Here is a 19,937-nt window from a genome sequence, read left to right on the forward strand (position 1 = left end):
CGCACGCAACCCGGATACCGCCGATCCCCGCACGTCGCCGCGGGCGGTCCCGGCGGCGGGCCGCCCGGCTTCCGGTGACGCGTGTCACATCCCTAGGGTCGCCGTGATCATCCGCCACCGGGGACAGGGGTGCTCGTGAGGCCGGCACGACACATGGGGCGGTTGGGTCGCGTGATGTTCGCCGGGACCCTGGCGACCGGCCTGCTCGGGTGCACGGCCCACGGCCGAGCCGCCGGATCCGACGTCACACCGACGGTGGAGGCGCTGCCGTACGACCCGGACGGGGACAGCGGCGGGATCGGCTGGACGGTGCGCCCGGCCGGGAGGACCCCTCCCCAGGCGGGCTACCGCCTGGTCGTCTCGACCGATCCCTACGCGGTCGACACGATCACCCGCGGCGGCGTGGACCCGAACGCCTGGGACAGCGGCCTGGTCCACTCCACCCGGCACACGGGCATCCGCCCACCGGGCTTCCGCTTCGAATCGGGCGCGACCTGCTACTGGACCGTGCGGATCCGCGACACCCACGGCCACGACTCCCCCTGGAGCCCCACATCCCAGTGGACGACCCACCACCCGGCGCCCGCTGCCACCGAAGACCGAGCAAACCCGAGCAGCCCGTCCGGCGCCTGAGGACACCCGGACCGCAGGCCACCCCGCAACCGCCAGGCTCCGGGCAACCGAACTCCAGCCCGTCCGGCGCCTGAGGACACCCGGGCCGCGGAACGCGGCTTCAGCAGACGACCCCCGCCGCCCGCAGCTTCGCCACCCGTTCCGCGCCGAGACCGAGTTCGCCCAGGATCGCGTCCGTGTCGGCCCCGAGGACCGGAGCCGGTGCGCCCAGCCGCCCGGGCGTACCGCCGAACAGCGCCGGATGCCGCGGCTGCCGCAGCCGTCCCGCGGTCGGGTGTACGTCGTCCTCCAGCAGCCCGACGGCGACGACGTGCGGGTCGGCCGCGAGGTCGCCGGGGCCCCGCACCACCCCGCACGGCACGTTCTCCGCCTCCAGCCGGGCGATGCCCTCGGCGACGGTGAGCCTGGTCGCGACCTCGTGGCAGCGGGTCACCAGCGCGTGGCCGACCTCGCGGTTGCGCCGACGCTCGGCGATCGTGGCCACGCGCGGGTCGTCGTACCCGTCCACGCCGAACGCGCGACACATGCCGGCGAAGTCCGCGTCCGAGGTGGGCGTGGCGATGCCCCATCCGTCCACGAACGCGTACGGACGCACGTCCGCGACGAAGCTGCCCGGCTGGCTGCCGTCGCCGTCGCGCAGCACGTCGTTGCCCGCCGAGTCGACCCACATGAACGAGATCACCGCGTCCAGCATGGACAGTTCGAGGTGCTGGCCGCCGCGCCCGCGCTCGCGGGCGAACAGGGCCGCGGTGATCGCCTGCGCGGCGGTGAGCGCGGTGACCTTGTCGGCGAGGGCCTGGTTCGAGAACCTCGGACTGCCGCTCTCCGGGTCCTTCTGGTTCTCCGCGATCCCGCCGTACGCCTGGATCACCGTGTCGTAGGCGCCCTTGCCGGCATACGGCCCGTGCGCCCCGAAGCCGGATATCGAGCAGTACACGAGGTCGTCCCGCCGCACGTCGGCGTAGCCCAGGCCGAGCCGTTCGGCCACGCCGGGCCGCCAGTTCTGCACCACCACGTCGGCCCGGGCGATCAGCGCGCGCACCAGGTCGCGGCCCTCGTCGGTGCGCAGGTCGACGCCGACGCAGCGCTTGCCGCGGTTGCACATCTGGTAGAGCGCGCTGATGCCGCCGGTCGCGGTGCCGATCCAGCGCGAGATGTCGCCGATCCCGGGACGCTCGACCTTGATCACCTCGGCGCCCTGATCGGCGAGCAGAGTCACCGCGTACGGGCCGGTGGCGGCCGTGGACAGGTCCACGACGCGCACGCCGGCGAGTGGTCCGTCGATCGGGACACGTTCCATGCGGCGCTCCCCTGGTGTGTCGCCCACGTGTCGCCCACGTGTGTCGCCCACGCGATGGCTCGCGTGACGGCATGACGAAAACAGGTTCTCTGTCACAGGTCAAGGCTCTGGCCTGTTGGCGAGGTCCGGCGGAGAATCCGGCAGCGTCCCGGTGTCCGGGACGCGACGCAGATCGACGGAGGATTCGTGACCAACCCGATCGGGCCGCTCACCGCGGCCGACGAAGGCTTTCACCACCAGGTCGCCGAGACGTTCGCGACGGTGGCCACGACGGACCCGTCGTGGACCGAGAAGGTCTGCGCGATGGCCGCGGCCCGGAACGGCAGCCTGCAACTGGGCTTCGGACTGGGCAAGTACGCGAACCGCGACGTGATGGACGGCTACGCGGGCGTCTCCCGCGGCGTCGAGCAGCTCACGGTACGCGGGTCGCGCCGATTGGCCCCCGAGCCGCACACCACCGCGGTGGGACCGATCCGGTACGAGGTGGTCGAGCCGCTCAAGGTGGTGCGCTTCGTGTTGGAGGCGAACGCGGCCCAACCGATCGCGTTCGACTGGACCTTCGAGGCGGTCGTCCCGGCGGTCTGCGAGGACCGCACCCACAACCGCCGCGCCTATCGCACCACCGCCGACCTGGTGCGCTACCACCAGACGGGAGTCGCCTCCGGCTGGGTCGAAGTCGACGGCGAACGCACCGAGATCACCCCCGACACGTGGGTGTCCACCCGCGACCACTCGTGGGGCACCCGGTACGACGTGGGCGCGCCCGCGACCGACCTGGAGCCGGCCGGGATGCCCGCGTCGATGTCGTTCCGGATGATCTGGGCACCGATCCTGATGGAACGTCAAGACGGCAGCCGCTACGCCCTGTTCCTGCACTACCAGATCAGCCGGGCACCCGGGTTCGAGCAGAAGCGGGTGATGGGCGGGGTCGAGCACCCCGACGGACGCGTGGACGCCTGGGCGGATTTGGTACCGGACTTGAGCTACGACCCGGTCAACCGGCGGCTGCGCGGCGGCCGGCTACACGCGACGATGGCGGACGGGTCGGCCCGGCCGCTGGAGATCGAGGTGGTCTCGGCGACCGGCTTCCACCTCGGCGCCGGTCTGTACTTCGGTCTGGACGGACGACACCACGGCGAATGGCGCGGCGAACTGCACGTGGAGGGTGAACGAATCGCGGACTGCTCGACGCCCGAACAGGCCCGCCGGCTGCACCAGATCCGGGACACCGTGGTGCGGGTCACCGATCCGGTGGGCGGCGGGGTCGGGTGGGGCAACTGTCAGCCCATCGTCACGGGCGCGGACCAGGCGTCGGGACTGACGGCGGAGTCCTCGTTCATGTAGGACTCGGGGACGACTCGTACGCGGCTCGTACGCGGCTGGTGCGCGGCTCGCGCACGCGGCGGATTTCTCGATGGGTACTCCGGTGAACACGCAGCGCGAGCCATACGATGCTTCCGACCTTGATCAGGGGAAGGGACGTCAGCCATGCGCAGGATCCTCATCGTCGGTGCCGGCCAATCCGGGCTCCAACTCGGCCTGGGGTTGCTGGCCCACGGCTACGACGTGACCGTGATGACCGAGCGGACCCCCGACGAGATCCGCGCGGGGCGGGTGACCTCGACCCAGATCATGATGCCGTCCACGATCGCGCTGGAACAGCCGCACGGCCTGGACCTGTGGGCCGACCTGGTGCCGCCGATCCCCCGGGCCGGGTTCACCATTCCCGGCCCGGACGGCACGCCGGTGGTGAACTGGCTGGGCGAGATGGGCGGCGCGCAGTCGGTCGACCAGCGGATGAAGATGCCCGCGTGGATAGACCTGTTCGTGGCGCGCGGCGGCAACCTCGTGGTGCACCCGGTCGCGGTGTCCGACATCGACTGGTACACCCGCAACTACGACCTGGTCGTGGTGGCCGCCGGCAAGGGCGAGCTGGTGTCGATGTTCGACCGCGACCACGAGAAGTCCGAATTCACCACCCCGCAACGCCAGTTGGCGGCCGCGTACTTCCATGGCGCGACCCCGCGACCGGAAGTGGGCCACGACGCGCTGCACGTCAACGGGATCCCCGGGGCCGGCGAGATCATCATGTTCCCGGGCCTGACGTTGTCCGGCCCGTGCGACATCATCCTGCTGGAGGCGGTACCGGGCGGCCCGCTCGACGTCTTCCGCGACGTGCGCGACCCGGACACGCACTGGGCGCTGATGCGGGACCTGGTCGAGCGGTTCGCGCCGTGGGACCACGAGCGGATCAGCCGCGCCGAACTCACCGATCCGATGTGCGTGCTCAGCGGCGGCTTCGCGCCCATCGTGCGCAAGCCGATCGGCGAACTCCCCTCCGGCGGCCTGGCATTGGGCATCGGCGACGTACTGGTCACCAACGACCCGCTCAGCGGCCAGGGTTCCAACAACGCCGCGCGAGCCGCCGACCTCTACCTCGACGCGATCGTGGCGCACGGAGACCGCCCCTTCGACGCGGTGTGGATGCAGTCGCTCTTCGACACGTTCTGGTCCCGCGCGCGCCACGGAGTCAAGTTCTCCACATCACTGCTCGGCGTGCCCCCGGAGCACGTCCGGATGCTGATGGGCGCCGGCAACACCTGCCCCGCGGTCTGCGACGCGATCATGAGCGCCTTCGACAACCCGGTGGAGTTCGAGGAGTTCTTCTACGAACCGGAGAAGGCGAAGGCGTTCCTGACCAAGGTCGGCGCGATCTAGGACGTGTCCGGCGGACCTCGGTGGGTCCGCCGGACAGGGCCTGGACGACGTACGTCTCCCGGCCGAGCGGTCGCCGCCCGCGCCTCGCGGGTCGCGGGCGGCGACCGTCGGGTCAGGGGTTGACGGTGATGGTGAAGGTCGACGTCGTGTTGCGGATGTTCTGCGCGTTGTCGCTCATCCGCAGGCCGTTGAAGGTGACCGAGCCGACCGCCGGGCCCTGGCCCGGTTCGGGAAGCTCGTTGGCCCAGATGCCGAAGCCGGACTTGGCGTCGTAGGCGTCGCCGCTGCGATGTGCGCCGGTGATCGAGATGTCGTTGAAGATGGTGTCCTTGACCGGGAACTGCGGTTGTCCGCCCACGTAGTTGGTCTGGAACATGATGCCGCCGTAGGTCGGGTCGACGATGTCCACGTCGCTCACCCGGATGCCCTGGAAGATCTTCGAGGCGGAGAAGACCCAGATCGCCGGGAAGACCTGCCCGTTCCAGAAGTGGCCGCCCGCGCGGACGATGGAGATGTTCCGGAAGTCGGTCGGGTCGGTACCGAAGCCGTTCATCGGATAGCCGAAGTCGAGTGAGCTGATGGTGATGCCGGAGTAGACGAGGGTGTCCGCGATCCGGATGTTGCGGAAGGTGTTGGCGTAGCCGCCGTAGACCGCGAGGCCGGCCGCACGCCACGTCAGCATCGAGGTCAGGTTCTCGTACACGTTGTTCTTCTCGTCCGCGCCGCCGGCGTCGATCGCGGAGAACAGCGCGAAGCTGTCGTCCCCGGTCGAGCGGGCCTCGATGTTGTCGAGGTGGTTGTCGGTGCTGCCGTTGGTCATGTTCACGCCGTCGGCGAAGGTGTCCCGGATCCGGCTGTCGCGGATCGTGATGTTGTCGGTGTTGGCGCCCCAGTACAGGCAGACGGTGTGTTCGTTCCAGACGTCGTCGATCAGGATGTTCGCGACGTTGGCGAAGTCGAACACCTTGCCCGGCCCGTCGATTCGCGACGTGTAGTTGCCGAAGTAGGCGAAGCCGGTGAACGAGGAGCCGTTCGCGGACGCCTCGGCGCGGAAGCCGACGTCGGTGTTCTCCTGGCTCGTGGGAGCCTCGAACCTGGTGAACCAGGGACCCGCTCCGGTCACCTTGACCGCTTTGCCGTACACCTGGAACTTGCTCGCGGTCGGGTACGTGCCGGGCGGCAGGTAGACGCCGACCAGCGTGCCGCCGGGGTCCATCCGGACCCGGTCGAGGGCGTTCTGCACGTCCTGGTGGGTGAAGCCGGCCGGGACGGCGTAGGTCGCCGGGTTCGGGTTGGCGATCGGCGCGACCTGCTCCAGGTCGACGAAGTCGATGGTGTAGTCGCTGGTGTTGGCCGCGTTCTTCTGGAGTTTGATCCGGCTGCCCTTCGGGACGGTGGTCCCGAGCATGATGTTGGCCTCGTCGTAGATGTGCCGAGGACCGCCGGCACCGGGCGAGTTGCCGGGGGCCGCCTCGTTGCCGTACAGCCAGGCGTACTTCGAGGTGAGCGCGATGGCCTTGAGGAAGGTGCCGTCCACGTACACGTCGAGCGTCGCGTCGATGCCGCCGCCGCCCGGGGCGTCCGGGATGGAGAACCGGGTGACCAGGGTGTTGGTGCTCGCCCGGGTGGTGAACTCGACCGAGCTGCCGGTGGTTTTGAGGGTGACCGCCTTGCGACCGGACGCCTCGCCGGCCGGATCACCGATGACCCGGTTCGGTCCGATCACCGCCGCGCCGCCGGCCAGGAGGCCGTCCTCGGCCTCGTACATGTCGTAGGGCAGGTGCGCGCCTCGGCCCACGAACAGCGGCCGGGTGCTCGTATTGTTCGCCTGCTTGACCGGGAGTTCGTTGGCGTCGGCGGCGATCACCGTCCCGACACCGTACGTTCCGTCCGCGGCAGGCCAACCGCCCAACGCGATCGGGGGGCTGCTCGCGCCGGGGGCGAGCACACCGGTGTACGAACCGGTGAGGGTGCGGAGCACGGCGCCGGTGGCGTCGGTCAGGGTCAGCGTGACCGCGTGGGCGCCTGGCGCGCTCGCGATGGTGCCCTGGTTCTTGATCGTGACGGTGAAGGCGACCGGGTTGCCGGCGACCGGGTTGTCCGGGGTCCACTCGACGGCCGAGGCGATCAGGTCGGAACTGGCCACGGGAGTGACCACGAGCGGATCGGGCGCGGTGTAGGCGTTGTTGGTCTCGTTCTGCTCGATCACCGCGTTGGCCTCGTCGACCCCGGCACCCGGGGCGTAGCTGCCGGCCGGACGGGTGCCGATGGTGGTGGACACCGTGGTGGTGGCACCGGCGGCCAGCGCGCCCACCTGGGCGGTGCCGGCGGGGGTGTCACCGAGTCGGAAGTTCACGGCGGTGGCGCCGGCGGGGACCGGGCCGATGTTCTTCACCGTCGCGGACAGCGTGATCGCGTCGGTCTCCACCGGTGCGACGGGGCTCGCGGTCAGCGCGGTGACGGTCAGGTCGGGGTTGGGCGCGGGCACGCCGATCACCTGGAACTCCGCGACCTGACCGCCCGGCGCACCGGAGTTGATGGTGATCCGCAGGCGCAGGTCGGCGACCCGGCCGGTGACCGGGATGCTCACGGTGTTGCCGCCGGGGCCCGGCGCGAAGGCGCGTACGGCCGCCGGGGCCAAGGTGGTGAAGCCGGTCGCGCCCTGTTCCCGACCGAGCACCTCGATGGTCTGGGTGCGCGGACCCCAGATCGGATCCGGGTTGAGGCGCACCACCACGGCACTGACGTCCGCGTTCGAACCCAGCGCCACGGTCAGCGTGTTCGGGTAGGTGTCGCCTTCCCAGTACGTGCTCACGCTGTCGTCGTTGGCGTTGCCGGCGACGAAGTTCTGCGTCGTGGAGGACGCGGTGATCGGCTTGCCGACGGCCAGGTTCGTGCCGGTGCCGCCGCCGGATCCGATACGGGTGACCCGGTTGCTGTTCGGCGAGCTGTTGCCGGCGGCGTCCCGGGCGACCACGTGATAGGTCACCGTCGCCGTATCCGGCAGGCTGTCGGTGTATTCGAGCGTGCCGCCGGCGACGGTGCTGCGCAGCCCGCCGTCGGCGTACACGTCGTAGCCGGTGACCCCGACGTTGTCGGTCGCGGCGGCCCAGGTGAGCCGGATGCGACCGGCGGCCGGTTGGGTGTACGCCAGTGCGGTCGGCGCCGTGGGGGCCTGTGTGTCGCCGGTGGTCGGGCCGTAGACCTCGAACTCGGCGACCTGGGCGGCGGGCCATCCGGTGTTGGCGGTCACCTCGACCCGCAGGTATCGGGTGGTCACCGTGTCGAACGCGAGCGTGAGGGTGTTGCCGCTCGCCGGGTCGAAGACGCGACCGGCCGAGGCGAGGATGTCGGTGAAGGTCGTCCCGTCGGTGCTGCCTTGGAGGGAGAGGGTCTGGGTCCGGCGCTCCCACCCGGCGGGCAGCTTGAGCACCACCTTGTTCACCCCGACCGAGGCGCCGAGATCGGCCCGGATCCATTGCGGCAGCGCGTTGTTGGCGCTCTCCCAGTAGCTCGCCTGATCGCCGTCGCCGGCCTTGGCCGCCGTGTACGGCGAGTTGGCGCTGCTCGCGGTCAGCGTCCCGGCGAGGGCGAGGTTGGTCGTCGAGTCGGCCGCGGTCTCGACGCCGAGTTCGGCGAGTTGCGCGGCGGGCGCCTTGCTGTTCCCGGTGACGTCGACCCGGACGAATCTGGTCCGGGTGGCCGGGAAGCGGATCCGCACGGTGTTCGCCGAGGCGGGCTCGAAGGTGTAGGCCGCCCGGCCGACGATGGTCTTGAAGCTCGTGCCGTCCTCGCTGCCCTGCACGGCCAGCGTCTGACTGCGTGCGGCCCAGTCCTCGGGCAGCTTGAGGACGACGCCGTCGACGCTCGTGCTGCGGCCTCGATCGACCTGGACGGCCTGGGGGAACGTCGAGCCGGTGCCCTGCCAGTAGGTGTCCTGGTCGCCGTCGGCGACGGCCGCGACATCGGTATTCGCGAGCCGGGCCCGGTCGCCCGACCCGGCGGACGTCACGGCGCCGGCGGGCCCGACGGCGACGGCGAGCGCGAGCAGGCCGGTCGCCAGTGCGGCGGTGGCGGTTTTCGGGATCGGTGGTCTCGTCCTCATCGCATTCCTCTGTTCGGTTCTCTCGCGGGGGACTTGCACGGGAGGTACGGGAGGAGCCGCGCGTGGTCGGAGAGCGGGCCGGTGCGTGCCGGGGCAGGCCGAAGGCCGGGTCGGCATGTGCTCGACCGGATCGGGGTGATGGTGGAGCCGGTCCCGCCGGCGGTGGGCAACGCCTCCGGGAAACCGGCGCGTTCGGGTCACGGATCGGAATTTGCGGCCCTAGGCCGTAAGTTCCCAATAATCTGTGAGTTTTTTGCACTGCGCGAGATCAGAGTTACAGACGCGTTACGGACCCGTCAACGCTCCGATCCCGGCCGAGCGGACCCGGGACACGGCCTCGCGGGATCGACCGTCGCGCGCTGTCGACGCTTGCGTTCCACGGCCGCCGAGACCGCGCTGGCCGGCGGCCCGAACCGAGCCGCGACACCGCTCGGGCTCGTAAGCGGCCCGCAAGATTGCGGCGAAATTACGTTCCGCTTCCGCGAGTCGGCGATCTTGCCGGGGCCGCCCGGACCCGCCGAATCAGGCTGCGGTTCGGCGCGTTGGCGCCCACGACACCGGCGAGACCTCGTGATCGACGCGCGAAGCGCGGAGAGCGGCGGAGCCGCAGAAGTTGGGCTTCGTGGCCCGGAGCGAAGCGGAGGGACACGAAGCCCCGAGCGAGGGGCCGGCTTTTTTCTCGGAGGAGCTTGCGGGGGAAAGAAAAAGCGGTGCCTCGCGAGCCGGCGACGAAGTCGCCCCAAAAAAAGTCCCGACCCGAGAGTTTTCGCTCTCGGGTCGGGATGCCGTCGTGCCCCGGGTGGGGGTGGGGACACGAGCGGCCGGGGATGCGAGATCCCCGAACGGCTACAGACCCTGGGGGGGATTGGGCTGCGCCTGGGCCACTCGGAAAGGGGGGAGTCCCGTTGGTTCCGAATGGACCGTCGTTCTGAAGGCTAGTGAAAACCGTGGCCGAAGAACACCTGTCCACCCAACCCGATTCGACCCGAGGCAAGGGTTTAAGGCCCACATAAGGTTGGATCAAGGTCCAGGTGCCGGCGGGCACACGCGCCGTGACTCACAGTGAGAAAATCCCCGTTCGACACCCACGCGAACGAGTGGCGACACCGCCACCGCTCACCCCGCCCCCGGCCTCCGTCGCCCCCGCCGGCTCTTGCCCGCCCGCCGGCTGCGCCGGACCACCGACTCGGTCGTGCCCCCGCCCAGCCGCACGCTGATCTCCGCGCCGCCCAGTACCGAGCGGCCCAACCCCACCTCGCCGCCGGTGGCCTCCGCGAGCCGCCGGACGATGTCCAGGCCGAGCCCGGTCGAGCCGTCACCGCCCTGGCCGTGTCCGCGCCGCAGGGCGCTCACCGGGTCGGCGATCCCGGGACCGCCGTCGGCCACGAGCAGAATCACCGCGTCCCGGCCCGAGTGCAGGGTCACCGAGAACGGCACGCCCTCCTCGGTGTGCCGGAACACGTTGCCCAACATCGCGTCCAGGCCGGCCGCCAGGTCGCCCCGGGGCACCGGGACCCGCACCGGCTCGTCCGCGCCCACCAGTTGCCATGGTCGATCCTCGTCCTCGGCCAGCGCGGACCAGAAGTCCATGCGCTCGCGGACCACTTCGGCCGCGTCGCAGCCCACCGCCTCGATGGTCGCGCTCGATCGCCGCGCGGTCCGGATCAGTTCGTCGACCTCGCGCTCCAACTGCGCCACCGCGTTGCGGGTCTGCTCGGCCACCGGGTCCTCGCCCAGCGCCGCCGCGTTCAACCGCAGCGCGGTCAGCGGCGTACGCAGGCGATGCGACAGGTCGGCGGCCATCTCCCGTTCGTTGGCCAGCAGTTGCTCCACCCGGTCCGCCATCGTGTTGAACGACGTGGCGGCCTCCTGGAGTTCGGAAGGCCCCTGGGGCACGATCCGCGCCGCCAGGTCCCCGGTACCCAACGAACGGGCCGCCGCGGCCAACCCCCGGGCCGAGCGCACCACCTGCGCGCCGAGCCGGTCGGCGACCACCACCGAACCGCCGACCAGGACCACGGCCACCCCGGTGAGCACCAGCCAGGCCGTATTCACGCCGTGCTCCAGGTCGTCGTCCGGGACGTACACCTCGATCACGGTGATCCTGCCCTGGTCCAACAGCAACGGTTGCAACAGCGCCCACCCGCCGCCCGCGCGGACCCGGAACGAACGGGCCGACTCGCGCGCGGTGGCCACACTGTGCTCGCTCGCGCGCGGCCGACCCAGGACCGAACCGTCCGGGAGATGGATCGCGATCCGGCCGCCGGAGCCGGCCGGCACGCTCGCGATGGCCGGCTCCAGCGTCGCCCGGTCGGTCGTGATCACCAGCGCCGGCTGCAGCGCGGCGGCCTGCCGCTCGGCGTCGGTGAAGGTGCGGTCCGCGGCGATCTCCCGGATCACCAGGACCAGCGGAATCAAGAACGCGAGAGCGACCATCGTGGTGACCGCCAACGAGACCCGCACGAGCGTGCCCCGCACGCCCTTCGGCGCCCGCGGCGGCTTCTCCTCCCGCCCCGCCGGCCCACCCGCTCGACCGGAGGCACCCGCCCGACCCGAGGGGCCGACCCGGCCCGAGCCACTCGCCGGACCCGAGGCATCCACCGGGCCCGAAGCACCCGCCCGACCCGAGCCACCGGCCCGGCCCGAGGCTCCCGTCCGGCCCGCCGCGTCCCCCCGCCGACCCGCCGCCCCACCCCCGCGCGGGCCGAGCCTCACGCCGGCGGCTCCAGTTTCACCCCGACACCCCGCACGGTATGCAGATACCTCGGCTCCCGCGCCTTCTCGCCGAGCTTTCGGCGCAGCCAGGACAGGTGTACGTCGATGGTCTGGTCGTCGCCGTAGGACTGGCCCCACACCTCGGCCAGGATCTCCCGGCGCGGCACCACCGTCCCGGCCCGCGCGGCCAGGAACGCCAACAGGTCGAACTCGCGTCGGGTCAGTTCCAACTCCCGATCGTCCAGCCGTGCCTCCCGGCGCCGGACGTCGATGAGCAGACCTCCGACGCTGAACACGTCCGCCGTGGTCCGCCCGCGCGCACGGCGCAGCACCGCGGACAACCGCGCGCCCAGGTGTTCCCCGGAGAACGGCTTCGTCACGTAGTCGTCGGCGCCCGCGTTGAGCAGCCGGACCACCTCGGCCTCGTCGTCCCGGGCGGTCGCGATGATCACCGGGACGTCGGATATGCCGCGAAGCATCTTCAACGCCTCGGATCCGTCCAAATCCGGCAGACCGAGGTCCAGAATGACCACGTCGAAGGGGTAATGGGCGACTTCGCGCAGCGCCTCCAGGGCCGTTCCGACGCTGCGCACGGCGTGGGAGGACGACGTGAGGTATCGGATCAGCGCCGAACGTACGAATTGATCGTCCTCGACCACGAGCACCTGTGCCATGGTTCGGAACCGTACCCGTACTCTCCGCCCCGGCCGGCCCGGGAGGGGAAACACCGGGCCGGGGGCACAGGCGAGAGGATAGGGCTCGTGCGGAGGACCATCACGTCGATATCGGTGTGGCTCGCGGTCACCGCGATGGCCGTCGCGCTGTCGTGGTGGGGCGTGCGCAGCGTGCTGCGCGACACCGTGTTCGAGCCGCCGCGGGCGCCGACCCTGGTCGCCGGGGACGAACCGCCGCCTCCGGTGGACACCCCGTCGACGGCGTCCGGCACGGTGCCGACCACCGAGGAGCCGGACCTGATCTCGGCCGTCAACCGCACGCCGCCGCCGACCTCGTCGTCCCCGTCGCCGTCCGCGTCCTCGGCTCCGCCGTCGCCCAAGGCCGCGACGACGCCGGCCGCTCCGCCGGTCCGGTTCCGGGAGGGGCCGCCGGTCGCCGCGGTGCAGAGTTTCGAGGTGCGCGGCGGGCGGGCCTCGTTCCGCTACCAGGGCACCACCGCGACCCTGATCGCCGCGACCCCGAACTCGGGGTGGGCGGTCAAGGTGTGGCCGGGCAACCAGTGGATCCGGGTGGACTTCGTCAGCCGTGGGCGGACCTCGTCCGTGTTCGTGGTCTGGAACGGGCACGACCCGATCGCGTCGACCTACGAGGCCTGAGCACCCATCGCCGGGCCCGGGCGGCCCCGCGCGCTACCGGCTCTTTCCGGCCCGGGCGAACTCCGCCACCAGCGCCTTGTCGAACGCCGCCAGGTCGTCCGGCTTGCGGGAGCTGATCAGCGTGTTGGTGCCCGCCGTGCACACCACCACCGCCTCGTCGACCCAGATGGCACCGGCGTTCTCCAGGTCGGTGCGCAGGCTCGGCCAGGAGGTGAGCTGCCGCCCGCGCACGACGTCGGCCTCGACCAGGGTCCACAGCGCGTGACAGATCGCCGCGACCGGCTTGCCCTCAGCGAAGAAGCGCCGGATGAACTCCACCGCCTTGGGCTGGGTACGCAGGAAATCGGGGTTGGCCACCCCGCCGGGCAGTACGAGCGCGTCGAAGTCGCCCGACCCGACCGCGTCGATCCCGGCGTCGACGTGGAACGTGTCGCCCCGGTCGTAGCGGTCGAAGCCCTGTGCCTCGCCGGCCTTGGTGGAGATCAGCTTGGGCGATCCGTCGGCCCGTTCCACGGCCAGCCACGGCTCGGTCAGCTCCACCTGCTCGAAGCCCTCGGGGGCGACGAGGAATGCCACGGTCAAGCCCTGCAGCTCGGATGCCATGCGGGCACGCCCCTCCGTACGGAACGGTTGCAACGGTCGGCTCTCCGCCTGCCCGACCACCTCGGCCATAAACCCGGCCCCCACCTGCCCCCACCGGCCCCGGCAGGGTCGGCGGGGCCGGGCGAGCCCCACCCCAGGGCGTGTCTTCGATCCCCCGACGGGCGATCGAAGACACGCACTAAAGGTCTTCGAGCACCTCGGCCGCGGTCGCCCGCAGGCCCCGGGCGGCCCGCGTGGCCGTGTTGTACGCCTCGTCGCCGCGCCCGTCGGTGAACGCGTTGGCCGCCTGGATCAGGCCCTGGGCGCCCTTGAGCACGTCGACCGCCGCCGCGAGCAGCGCCTCGCCGCGCGCGTCCCGGCCGGCCTCGCCCGCCATCGCGGCGAGCTGCCGGGTGAGCACGGTCAGCCGCATGTCCACACCCCGCGCACCGGACAGCGGCGCCGGACGCGGGTCGCGCACGCTCGGCACGCCCTGGCGCGGACTCGACACGCCCTCCGGCCCCCCGCACAGCGCACACACCTCGCCCAACGCGAGCAGCCCACGCTCCGGGTGCCTGGGGCACGGCGCCGAGCGCGGCCGCGCGTCGGCCGCGTCCCGGGCCCGACCACGCCGCCTGCGGTTCTCGCAGAACAGACACTTGTCCCGCGCGTCCTCGTCGACCGGACCGTACGGATGCTCGTTGCACAACGTGGTCGGTACGGGCGCGGCCAACTGGCCGAGGAGTCGGCGGGTGTTCGCCAATTGCTCGGCGATCGCGTCGTATGCCTCGGGCGGGCTGGTGTTGCCCAGGAGGTCGACCATCTCCATCAGGTTCTTGGTCGAGCGGACGAGTGCCTTCGTATCAGGTGCCACGCCTATGGACTGTAAATGATCGGCGGGACATCACCGCACGATCAGGACTTCGAGGGTCCTGGGCCCGTGTACACCCTCGACCCGGTCCAGTTCGATGTCGCTGGTCGCGGACGGTCCGGAGATCCAGGTCAGCGGTCGGCCCGGGGTCAGCCGCTCCAACGCCTGCGGCACCGACGCGACCACGTCCCGCGCCCGAACCACGCACAGGTGCCAGTCCGGTACCAGGGTCAGCGCACGCCGACCCTGCCCGGGTCCCGCGTCGAGCACGATCGTGCCGGTCTCGGCGATCGCGACGGCCGACGCGGTCAGCACGCCGTCGGCGGCGTCCAACTCGGCGGTGGTGAGGTGGGGAGCGTGCGACCGGGAAGGAGGCAGAGGCCTGTTATTTGTAGGATCATCTGACAATTCGCCGATCGGGCCGTACGTCCAGCCATCCGGTACGCACACCCCCGCCGCCAACCCGGCCGTCCACGCCGTCGGCAGTCCGGCCGGCGTCACCACGCGGTGTGCCCCACGTCGCTCGACCGCGCCGGCGACGGCGTCCGCGAGCCCGCTCTCCGCGACCTCGTGCACGATCGCCCGGTAGTCGCGCAGGTGCTCGACGAACAGTTCGAGCACGCCCTCGACCACGTGGGCGCGCGCGTAGTCGCGCGGCACCGGGAACACCTCGTCGCGCGGCACGTCCACCAGCGCCCGCCGCACCCGGGCCAGAATCACCTCGCGCGAACTCATCGCCCCTCCCCCTCGCTCTCGTCCGCCCCGACACCCGGAGCGGCCTCGACACCCGGAGCGGCCTCGACGCCCGGGGTCGCCCCGACACTCGGAGCGGCCTCGACGCCCGGTGCCGACGAAGGCACCGGCCCCGCCGGACCGCTCCGCTCGCGCACCCACCAATCCCGGAACGACTCCGCCGGCACCGCCGGGATCGACCGGCTGTCCGTCCAGGCCGCGCCCGGGCCGGGCGCCCGCTTGGGGATCAGCCCGCGCGCGCGGGACGCGGCCCGCTGTACCCGGCGCAGCCGGCCCGGTTCGTCCAGCACCCACTCGGCCGCCCGCATCGCCGCCCGCTCGGCGCGGTGACCGCCGCCGTCGACCACCTGCTCACGCAGGTGCACCAGCACCTCGGGGATGTCGATCGCGACCGGGCACACCTCGTAGCACGCGCCGCACAGCGAGGAGGCGTACGGCAGGGACGCCGTCTGCTCGTCCACCCGGTGTTCGGCGATCCCGCGCAGTTGCGGCACCAGGATCGCGCCGATCGGCCCCGGGTACACCGAGCCGTACGCGTGCCCCCCGGTGCGCTCGTACACCGGGCACACGTTCAGGCAGGCCGAGCACCGGATGCAGCGCAGCGCCTGCCGGCCGGTGCGGTCCGCGAGCACGTCGGTGCGGCCGTTGTCGAGCAGGACCAGGTGGAAGTCCCGCGGCCCGTCGCCGGGCGTCACCCCGGTCCACATCGAGGTGTACGGGTTCATCCGCTCACCGGTCGAACTGCGCGGGAGCAGTTGCAGGAACACCTCCAGATCGGCCCAGGTCGGCACCACCTTCTCGATGCCGACCACGGAGATCAGCGTGTCCGGCAGGGTCAGGCACATCCGCCCGTTGCCCTCCGACTCGACCACCACGAGCGTGCCGGTCTCGGCGACCACGAAGTTCGCGCCGGAGACCGCGACTCGCGCGGACAGGAAGCGCTCGCGCAGGTGGCGGCGCGCGGCCTCGGCGAGCGCGGCCGGATCGTCGGTCAGGCCCGCCGGTGCGGGAACGCCCCACTCGCCCATCTCGCGCACGAAGATCTCCCGGATCTCGGCCCGATTGCGGTGGATCGCGGGCACCAGGATGTGCGACGGCAGGTCCTCGCCCAATTGCACGATCAACTCGGCCAGATCGGTCTCGTAGGCCCGGATGCCCTCGGCCGCGAGCGCCTCGTTCAGGGCGATCTCCTGGGTGACCATCGACTTGACCTTGACCACCTCGGTCTCGCCGGTGGCCTTGACCAGGTCGGCGACGATCCGGTTCGCCTCGGCCGCGTCGGCGGCCCAGTGCACGGTGCCGCCGGCGGCGGTGACCGCCGCCTCGACCGCGAGCAGGTGTTCGTCGAGTCGGCGCAGCGTGCGGTCCTTGATCGCCGCGCCGGCCGCGCGCAGTTCGGCCCAGTCGTCGAGTTCCTCGACCACCAGGGCCCGCTTGTCGCGGATGGTGCGGGTGGCCTTGCGCAGGTTGTGCCGCAGTTGCGCGTCGCCCACGGCGGCCCGGGCCGCCCGCGGGAACGGGGGCATGCCGACGAACGTGGCGCCCTTCGGCGGGACTGCCTTGCTCATGCCGGCTCCTTCTCGGTGGAGGCGAGGATTTCCGCGAGGTGCAGGACGCGCATCCCGGTGCGCTGACGGTCCATCAGGCCGCCGATGTGCATCAGGCACGAGTTGTCCGCGGCGCACAACACCTCGGCGCCGGTGCCGGCCGCGTGCCGGACCTTGTCGGCGCCCATCGCGGTGGACACGTCCGGGTTCTTGACCGCGAAGGTGCCCCCGAAGCCGCAACACTCCTCCTCGCCGGGCAGGCCGAGCAGTTCCAGGCCGCGCACCTCGCGCAGCAGCGCGGTCGGACGGTCGCCGAGCCGCATCAGGCGGCGCGAGTGGCAGGTGGGGTGGTAGGCGACCTTGTGCGGGAAGTACGCGCCGACGTCGGTGACGCCGAGCACGTCGACGATGAACTCGGTGAGGTCGTACACCTTCGGGACCACCGCGGCGACGGCGGCCGCGAGGGTGGGGTCCTCGGCTCGGGCCGCGGCGCGCGGGTGGTTGTCCCGGATCATCGCGCCGCACGACCCGGATGGGGTGACCACCGCGTCGTAGCCCGCGAAGGTGTCCGCGAACCGGCGGACCATCGGCTCGACGCGGGTGCCGTAACCGGTGTTCCAGTGCATCTGCCCGCAGCAGGTCTGCGCGAGCGGGAAGTCGACCGCGCAGCCCAGCCGCTCCAGAAGACGCACGACGGCCTGACCCGTGCGGGGGTACAGCGTGTCGTTCACGCAGGTGATGAACAGCCCGACGCGCATGCGGGCGGCCTCCTCGCGGATCGGCGGGTCCGACTCGGAGCCCGAGGTGGGGTCCGAGGCGGAATCCGACGCCGAGTCCGACGCCGAATCGTGTGGTCTGACCACACTGTGGTGTGCACACGCTAAGGGCATGTCATGCTGTGCCACAAGGCACGAGCGGCGACCCGGGCTGTGGAGCCCGACAAAACCCGCTGATCCGCTGAAACCCGCCGAAGTACCCCGAAACCGCCGAGGAGCCTTCCAGTGAACGACGGCCCGGACTGGCGACCGGTCAAGCGCGTGCGCGCGTTCGAGGAGGTCGTCGCGCAGATCGAGGAGCAGATCGCGACCGGCCGACTGCGCGCGGGCGACAAGTTGCCCGGCGAGCGCGCGTTGGCCGCCGCGCTGGGGGTCAGCCGACCGTCGGTGCGCGAGGCGATGCGGGTCCTGGAGGCGATGGGCGTCCTGGTCGCCAACACCGGCAGCGGTCCGGAGGCGGGCGCGATCCTGGCCGGATCCGCCGGGCCGGCGCTGACCGGCGTGCTCGGCCTGCACCTGGGACTGGCCAACTTCGCGGTGGACGACGTGGTGGAGACCCGGCTGCTGATCGAATCCTGGGCGGTCGAGGCCGCCGCGCGGCACGCGAGCGAGGCCGATCTCGACCGCTTGCGCACGATCGTGGCGGCGATGGACGAGCCGGACGTGTCGGCGGAGCGGTTCAACGAGCAGGACACCGAGTTCCACACCGCGATCGCCGAACTGTCCGGGAACGCGCTGGTCGCCACCTTCATGCGCGCGCTGCGCGACACGGTACGCCGGCACCAGCGCCGCGCCGTCGCCGAACTGGGCCCGGACACCGGGGCGTTGCGCGCGGACCACCGGGCGATCCTGGCCGCGATCGAGGCCCGCGACCCACGCGCGGCGGCCGAGGCGTTGGCCGTGCACCTGCGCCGCGCGTATCCGAACGTGGCCCGGGTGCGTCGGGACGCGAGCCCCCACGAAGGCTGACGAGTCGCCGTACCTCCGCCCCGGAGCCGACCCGTGCCCGCGCGTCACGTCGGGAGCCGACGCGTCGTGCCGTGTGCGTCCGGGGCCGGGCCGTCCTCGCGCGCCCGTCCCCGGCCGACCCGCCCCGGCCCGACCACCCGAAACTGACGAATCGTCACCCACCTTGTGGGTCAAGGCGATCCGCCCGAACGCAGCGGTGTGCCGGCGCGATCCGCCCGCCTCGGGCACCCGTTCGGGCAAACCTCGAAACGCTCTGGTAACCCACCTCGTTCGCCCGGCATACTGCGCGGCAACGTACAGCGCAGGAGGTCGCGAGGATGCTCGGGCACGACCGGATCGACGCGGAAACGTACCACCGGGACATCATCCCCGGATTGCTCATCGGCGAGCACGGCAGACGGGCCGAGGCGGGCCTGGCCGGGCTCGATCCGATCGGCATGCGGATCGGGGACGGCGCGTGGACGTATCGCCCGCACGATTCCCGGTTGCGGATCGTGGAGGGGATCGACGCGGACGCCGGCTGCGTGATCCGGCTGTCCCCGGACGCGTGGACCGATCTGGTCACCCTGCTGCGCACCGCGGCGGCACTCGCCATCGCGGGCGACGTGCGCACCGAACGCGGCAGCCTGGCCGACCTGTTCCGCTGGGAACCGGCGCTGCGCGCGCTCTATCAGGGCATCGAGATCTATCTCCCGCGTGGTACCGAGGTGTTCGACCGGCAGGGCCGAAAGGTGGACCCGGCCGCCGAACTGACGCTCGATCACTCGGATCGCGAACTCGCCGAGCACTTCACGGCGACCGGGGTGATGCGCGTGCGCGGGGTCTTCTCCGCCGCCGAGATCGCCGTGTTCGAGGCCGAGGTGGACCGGCTCGCGGCCGAGGCCCGCCCGGACGACGACCGGTCCTGGTGGGCGGAGCGCGAGAGCGGCGAGCCGGTGTTGTGCCGGATCGTCTACGCGAGCGAGCGTTCGGCTCCGATCGGCGCGCTGGCGCGCGATCCGCGGCTGGTCCGCCTGGCCACGCTGATCCACCCGGACCTGGCCGCGTCCACCGACCGGATGGAGGGCATCTCGGTCCTGCTCAAGCCGCCCGGCCGGCTCAAGGGCCTGGCGAACATCCCGTGGCACACCGACTGCGGGCTGGGCGGCCACCACATCATGTGCCCGTCGGTGGCGATCGGCATCCAACTGACCGGCTCCAGCGCCGACACCGGCTACCTGGAGGCGATTCCGGGCTCGCACGGCCGCACCTGTCCGCAGCCGAGGGCCGAGGACCTGGCCGACCTGCCCCATCTCGCGGTGCCCACCGATCCCGGTGACGTGACGGTGCACATGGCCGACGTTCTGCACGCCTCCCCCGCTCCCGCCGGCGAGGGCGGGCGGCGCACGATGTACGTCACCTTCCACCCGCCGACCCTGTTCGAACACGTCGGCCCGGGCGAGGCGGTCAACGACCTGATCCGCAGTCGTACCGCGAGCGAGCTGGACGCCGGGCTGGGCCGCTGAGTCCGGACGCGTCGGCTCCGGCGCGGGCGGCCGGGGGCGGGCGCGAGGGGATCGGCCCGGCCGATCGGGCAGCCGTGACAGGCCCCGCGCGTGGCGCGAACACGCGTTCGGGGCAACCGACTTCACCGTTAC

Annotated in this window: 15 protein-coding genes; 6 read left to right on the forward strand and 9 right to left on the reverse strand. The window is 71.8% G+C overall.

Going from position 1 to position 19,937, the window contains the following annotated elements; all coding sequences use genetic code 11:
* Positions 1–174 precede the first annotated feature (174 nt).
* Positions 175–633: a glycoside hydrolase family 78 protein gene (locus ACWCPW_RS01180; RefSeq protein WP_449759484.1), complete on the forward strand. Its 459-nt coding sequence runs from the start codon at positions 175–177 to the stop codon at positions 631–633.
* A gap of 100 nt (positions 634–733) precedes the next feature.
* Here the strand turns inward: ACWCPW_RS01180 and ACWCPW_RS01185 are convergent, their stop codons facing one another.
* Positions 734–1,933, reverse strand: a complete 1,200-nt coding sequence (locus tag ACWCPW_RS01185) for a CaiB/BaiF CoA transferase family protein (protein WP_449759485.1) — start codon at positions 1,931–1,933, stop codon at positions 734–736.
* Positions 1,934–2,119: 186 nt separating this feature from the next.
* On the opposite strand from ACWCPW_RS01185, the gene ACWCPW_RS01190 reads away from it, so the two are divergent.
* Together ACWCPW_RS01190 and ACWCPW_RS01195 are read left to right on the forward strand one after the other, a co-directional pair.
* Positions 2,120–3,277, forward strand: coding sequence for a hypothetical protein (locus tag ACWCPW_RS01190; protein WP_449759486.1), 1,158 nt, complete (start codon positions 2,120–2,122; stop codon positions 3,275–3,277).
* A 144-nt stretch (positions 3,278–3,421) separates the two neighbouring features.
* Positions 3,422–4,651: a styrene monooxygenase/indole monooxygenase family protein gene (locus ACWCPW_RS01195; protein ID WP_449759487.1), complete on the forward strand. Its 1,230-nt coding sequence runs from the start codon at positions 3,422–3,424 to the stop codon at positions 4,649–4,651.
* A gap of 112 nt (positions 4,652–4,763) precedes the next feature.
* Here the strand turns inward: ACWCPW_RS01195 and ACWCPW_RS01200 are convergent, their stop codons facing one another.
* The 3 genes from ACWCPW_RS01200 to ACWCPW_RS01210 all read right to left on the reverse strand — a co-directional run bounded on the left by ACWCPW_RS01200 (position 4,764) and on the right by ACWCPW_RS01210 (position 12,145).
* Positions 4,764–8,756 carry a discoidin domain-containing protein gene (locus ACWCPW_RS01200; RefSeq protein WP_449759488.1) on the reverse strand — a complete coding sequence of 1,331 codons (3,993 nt, stop codon included), beginning with the start codon at positions 8,754–8,756 and terminating at the stop codon, positions 4,764–4,766.
* A gap of 1,116 nt (positions 8,757–9,872) precedes the next feature.
* Positions 9,873–11,234: a sensor histidine kinase gene (locus ACWCPW_RS01205; RefSeq protein WP_449759489.1), complete on the reverse strand. Its 1,362-nt coding sequence runs from the start codon at positions 11,232–11,234 to the stop codon at positions 9,873–9,875.
* A gap of 233 nt (positions 11,235–11,467) precedes the next feature.
* Entirely contained in the window at positions 11,468–12,145 is a 678-nt protein-coding gene (locus ACWCPW_RS01210) for a response regulator transcription factor (protein ID WP_449759490.1), read from the reverse strand.
* Positions 12,146–12,232: 87 nt separating this feature from the next.
* Between ACWCPW_RS01210 and ACWCPW_RS01215 the strand changes: the two genes are divergently transcribed.
* On the forward strand, positions 12,233–12,802 hold the full coding sequence (locus tag ACWCPW_RS01215) for a hypothetical protein (RefSeq protein WP_449759491.1): 570 nt from the start codon (positions 12,233–12,235) through the stop codon (positions 12,800–12,802).
* A gap of 33 nt (positions 12,803–12,835) precedes the next feature.
* On the opposite strand, the gene ACWCPW_RS01220 is transcribed toward ACWCPW_RS01215, so the two are convergent.
* From ACWCPW_RS01220 to ACWCPW_RS01240, 5 genes are all read right to left on the reverse strand, one after another.
* Entirely contained in the window at positions 12,836–13,384 is a 549-nt protein-coding gene (locus ACWCPW_RS01220) for a type 1 glutamine amidotransferase domain-containing protein (protein ID WP_449759591.1), read from the reverse strand.
* Between the two features lie 199 nt (positions 13,385–13,583).
* On the reverse strand, positions 13,584–14,258 hold the full coding sequence (locus ACWCPW_RS01225) for a hypothetical protein (RefSeq protein ID WP_449759492.1): 675 nt from the start codon (positions 14,256–14,258) through the stop codon (positions 13,584–13,586).
* A 30-nt stretch (positions 14,259–14,288) separates the two neighbouring features.
* A complete protein-coding gene (locus tag ACWCPW_RS01230; protein ID WP_449759493.1) occupies positions 14,289–14,990 on the reverse strand; it encodes a LutC/YkgG family protein in 702 nt (233 codons plus the stop codon).
* Positions 14,987–16,576: a lactate utilization protein B gene (locus ACWCPW_RS01235; RefSeq protein ID WP_449759494.1), complete on the reverse strand. Its 1,590-nt coding sequence runs from the start codon at positions 16,574–16,576 to the stop codon at positions 14,987–14,989. The genes ACWCPW_RS01230 and ACWCPW_RS01235 overlap by 4 nt, the downstream gene beginning before the upstream one ends.
* Positions 16,573–17,313: a (Fe-S)-binding protein gene (locus ACWCPW_RS01240; RefSeq protein ID WP_449759495.1), complete on the reverse strand. Its 741-nt coding sequence runs from the start codon at positions 17,311–17,313 to the stop codon at positions 16,573–16,575. Before ACWCPW_RS01240 ends, ACWCPW_RS01235 begins: the two co-directional genes overlap by 4 nt.
* A gap of 243 nt (positions 17,314–17,556) precedes the next feature.
* Here ACWCPW_RS01240 and ACWCPW_RS01245 point away from each other — a divergent pair, with 243 nt between their 5' ends.
* The gene (locus ACWCPW_RS01245; RefSeq protein ID WP_449759496.1) at positions 17,557–18,300 is read left to right on the forward strand and encodes a FadR/GntR family transcriptional regulator; all 744 of its coding nucleotides are present in this window, start codon (positions 17,557–17,559) and stop codon (positions 18,298–18,300) included.
* Positions 18,301–18,617: 317 nt separating this feature from the next.
* The gene (locus ACWCPW_RS01250) at positions 18,618–19,805 is read left to right on the forward strand and encodes a phytanoyl-CoA dioxygenase family protein (RefSeq protein ID WP_449759497.1); all 1,188 of its coding nucleotides are present in this window, start codon (positions 18,618–18,620) and stop codon (positions 19,803–19,805) included.
* The last annotated feature ends 132 nt before the right edge of the window (positions 19,806–19,937 follow it).

It is taken from the genome of Embleya sp. NPDC001921 (genome assembly GCF_053594475.1).

Coding starts and splice junctions, on each gene's coding strand:
- ACWCPW_RS01240 (WP_449759495.1), bottom strand. CDS start 17,313: ATGCGCGTCGGGCTGTTCATCACCTGCGTGAACGACACGCTGTACCCC.
- ACWCPW_RS01200 (WP_449759488.1), bottom strand. CDS start 8,756: ATGAGGACGAGACCACCGATCCCGAAAACCGCCACCGCCGCACTGGCG.
- ACWCPW_RS01185 (WP_449759485.1), bottom strand. CDS start 1,933: ATGGAACGTGTCCCGATCGACGGACCACTCGCCGGCGTGCGCGTCGTG.
- ACWCPW_RS01180 (WP_449759484.1), top strand. CDS start 175: ATGTTCGCCGGGACCCTGGCGACCGGCCTGCTCGGGTGCACGGCCCAC.
- ACWCPW_RS01230 (WP_449759493.1), bottom strand. CDS start 14,990: ATGAGTTCGCGCGAGGTGATTCTGGCCCGGGTGCGGCGGGCGCTGGTG.
- ACWCPW_RS01195 (WP_449759487.1), top strand. CDS start 3,422: ATGCGCAGGATCCTCATCGTCGGTGCCGGCCAATCCGGGCTCCAACTC.
- ACWCPW_RS01210 (WP_449759490.1), bottom strand. CDS start 12,145: ATGGCACAGGTGCTCGTGGTCGAGGACGATCAATTCGTACGTTCGGCG.
- ACWCPW_RS01235 (WP_449759494.1), bottom strand. CDS start 16,576: ATGAGCAAGGCAGTCCCGCCGAAGGGCGCCACGTTCGTCGGCATGCCC.
- ACWCPW_RS01250 (WP_449759497.1), top strand. CDS start 18,618: ATGCTCGGGCACGACCGGATCGACGCGGAAACGTACCACCGGGACATC.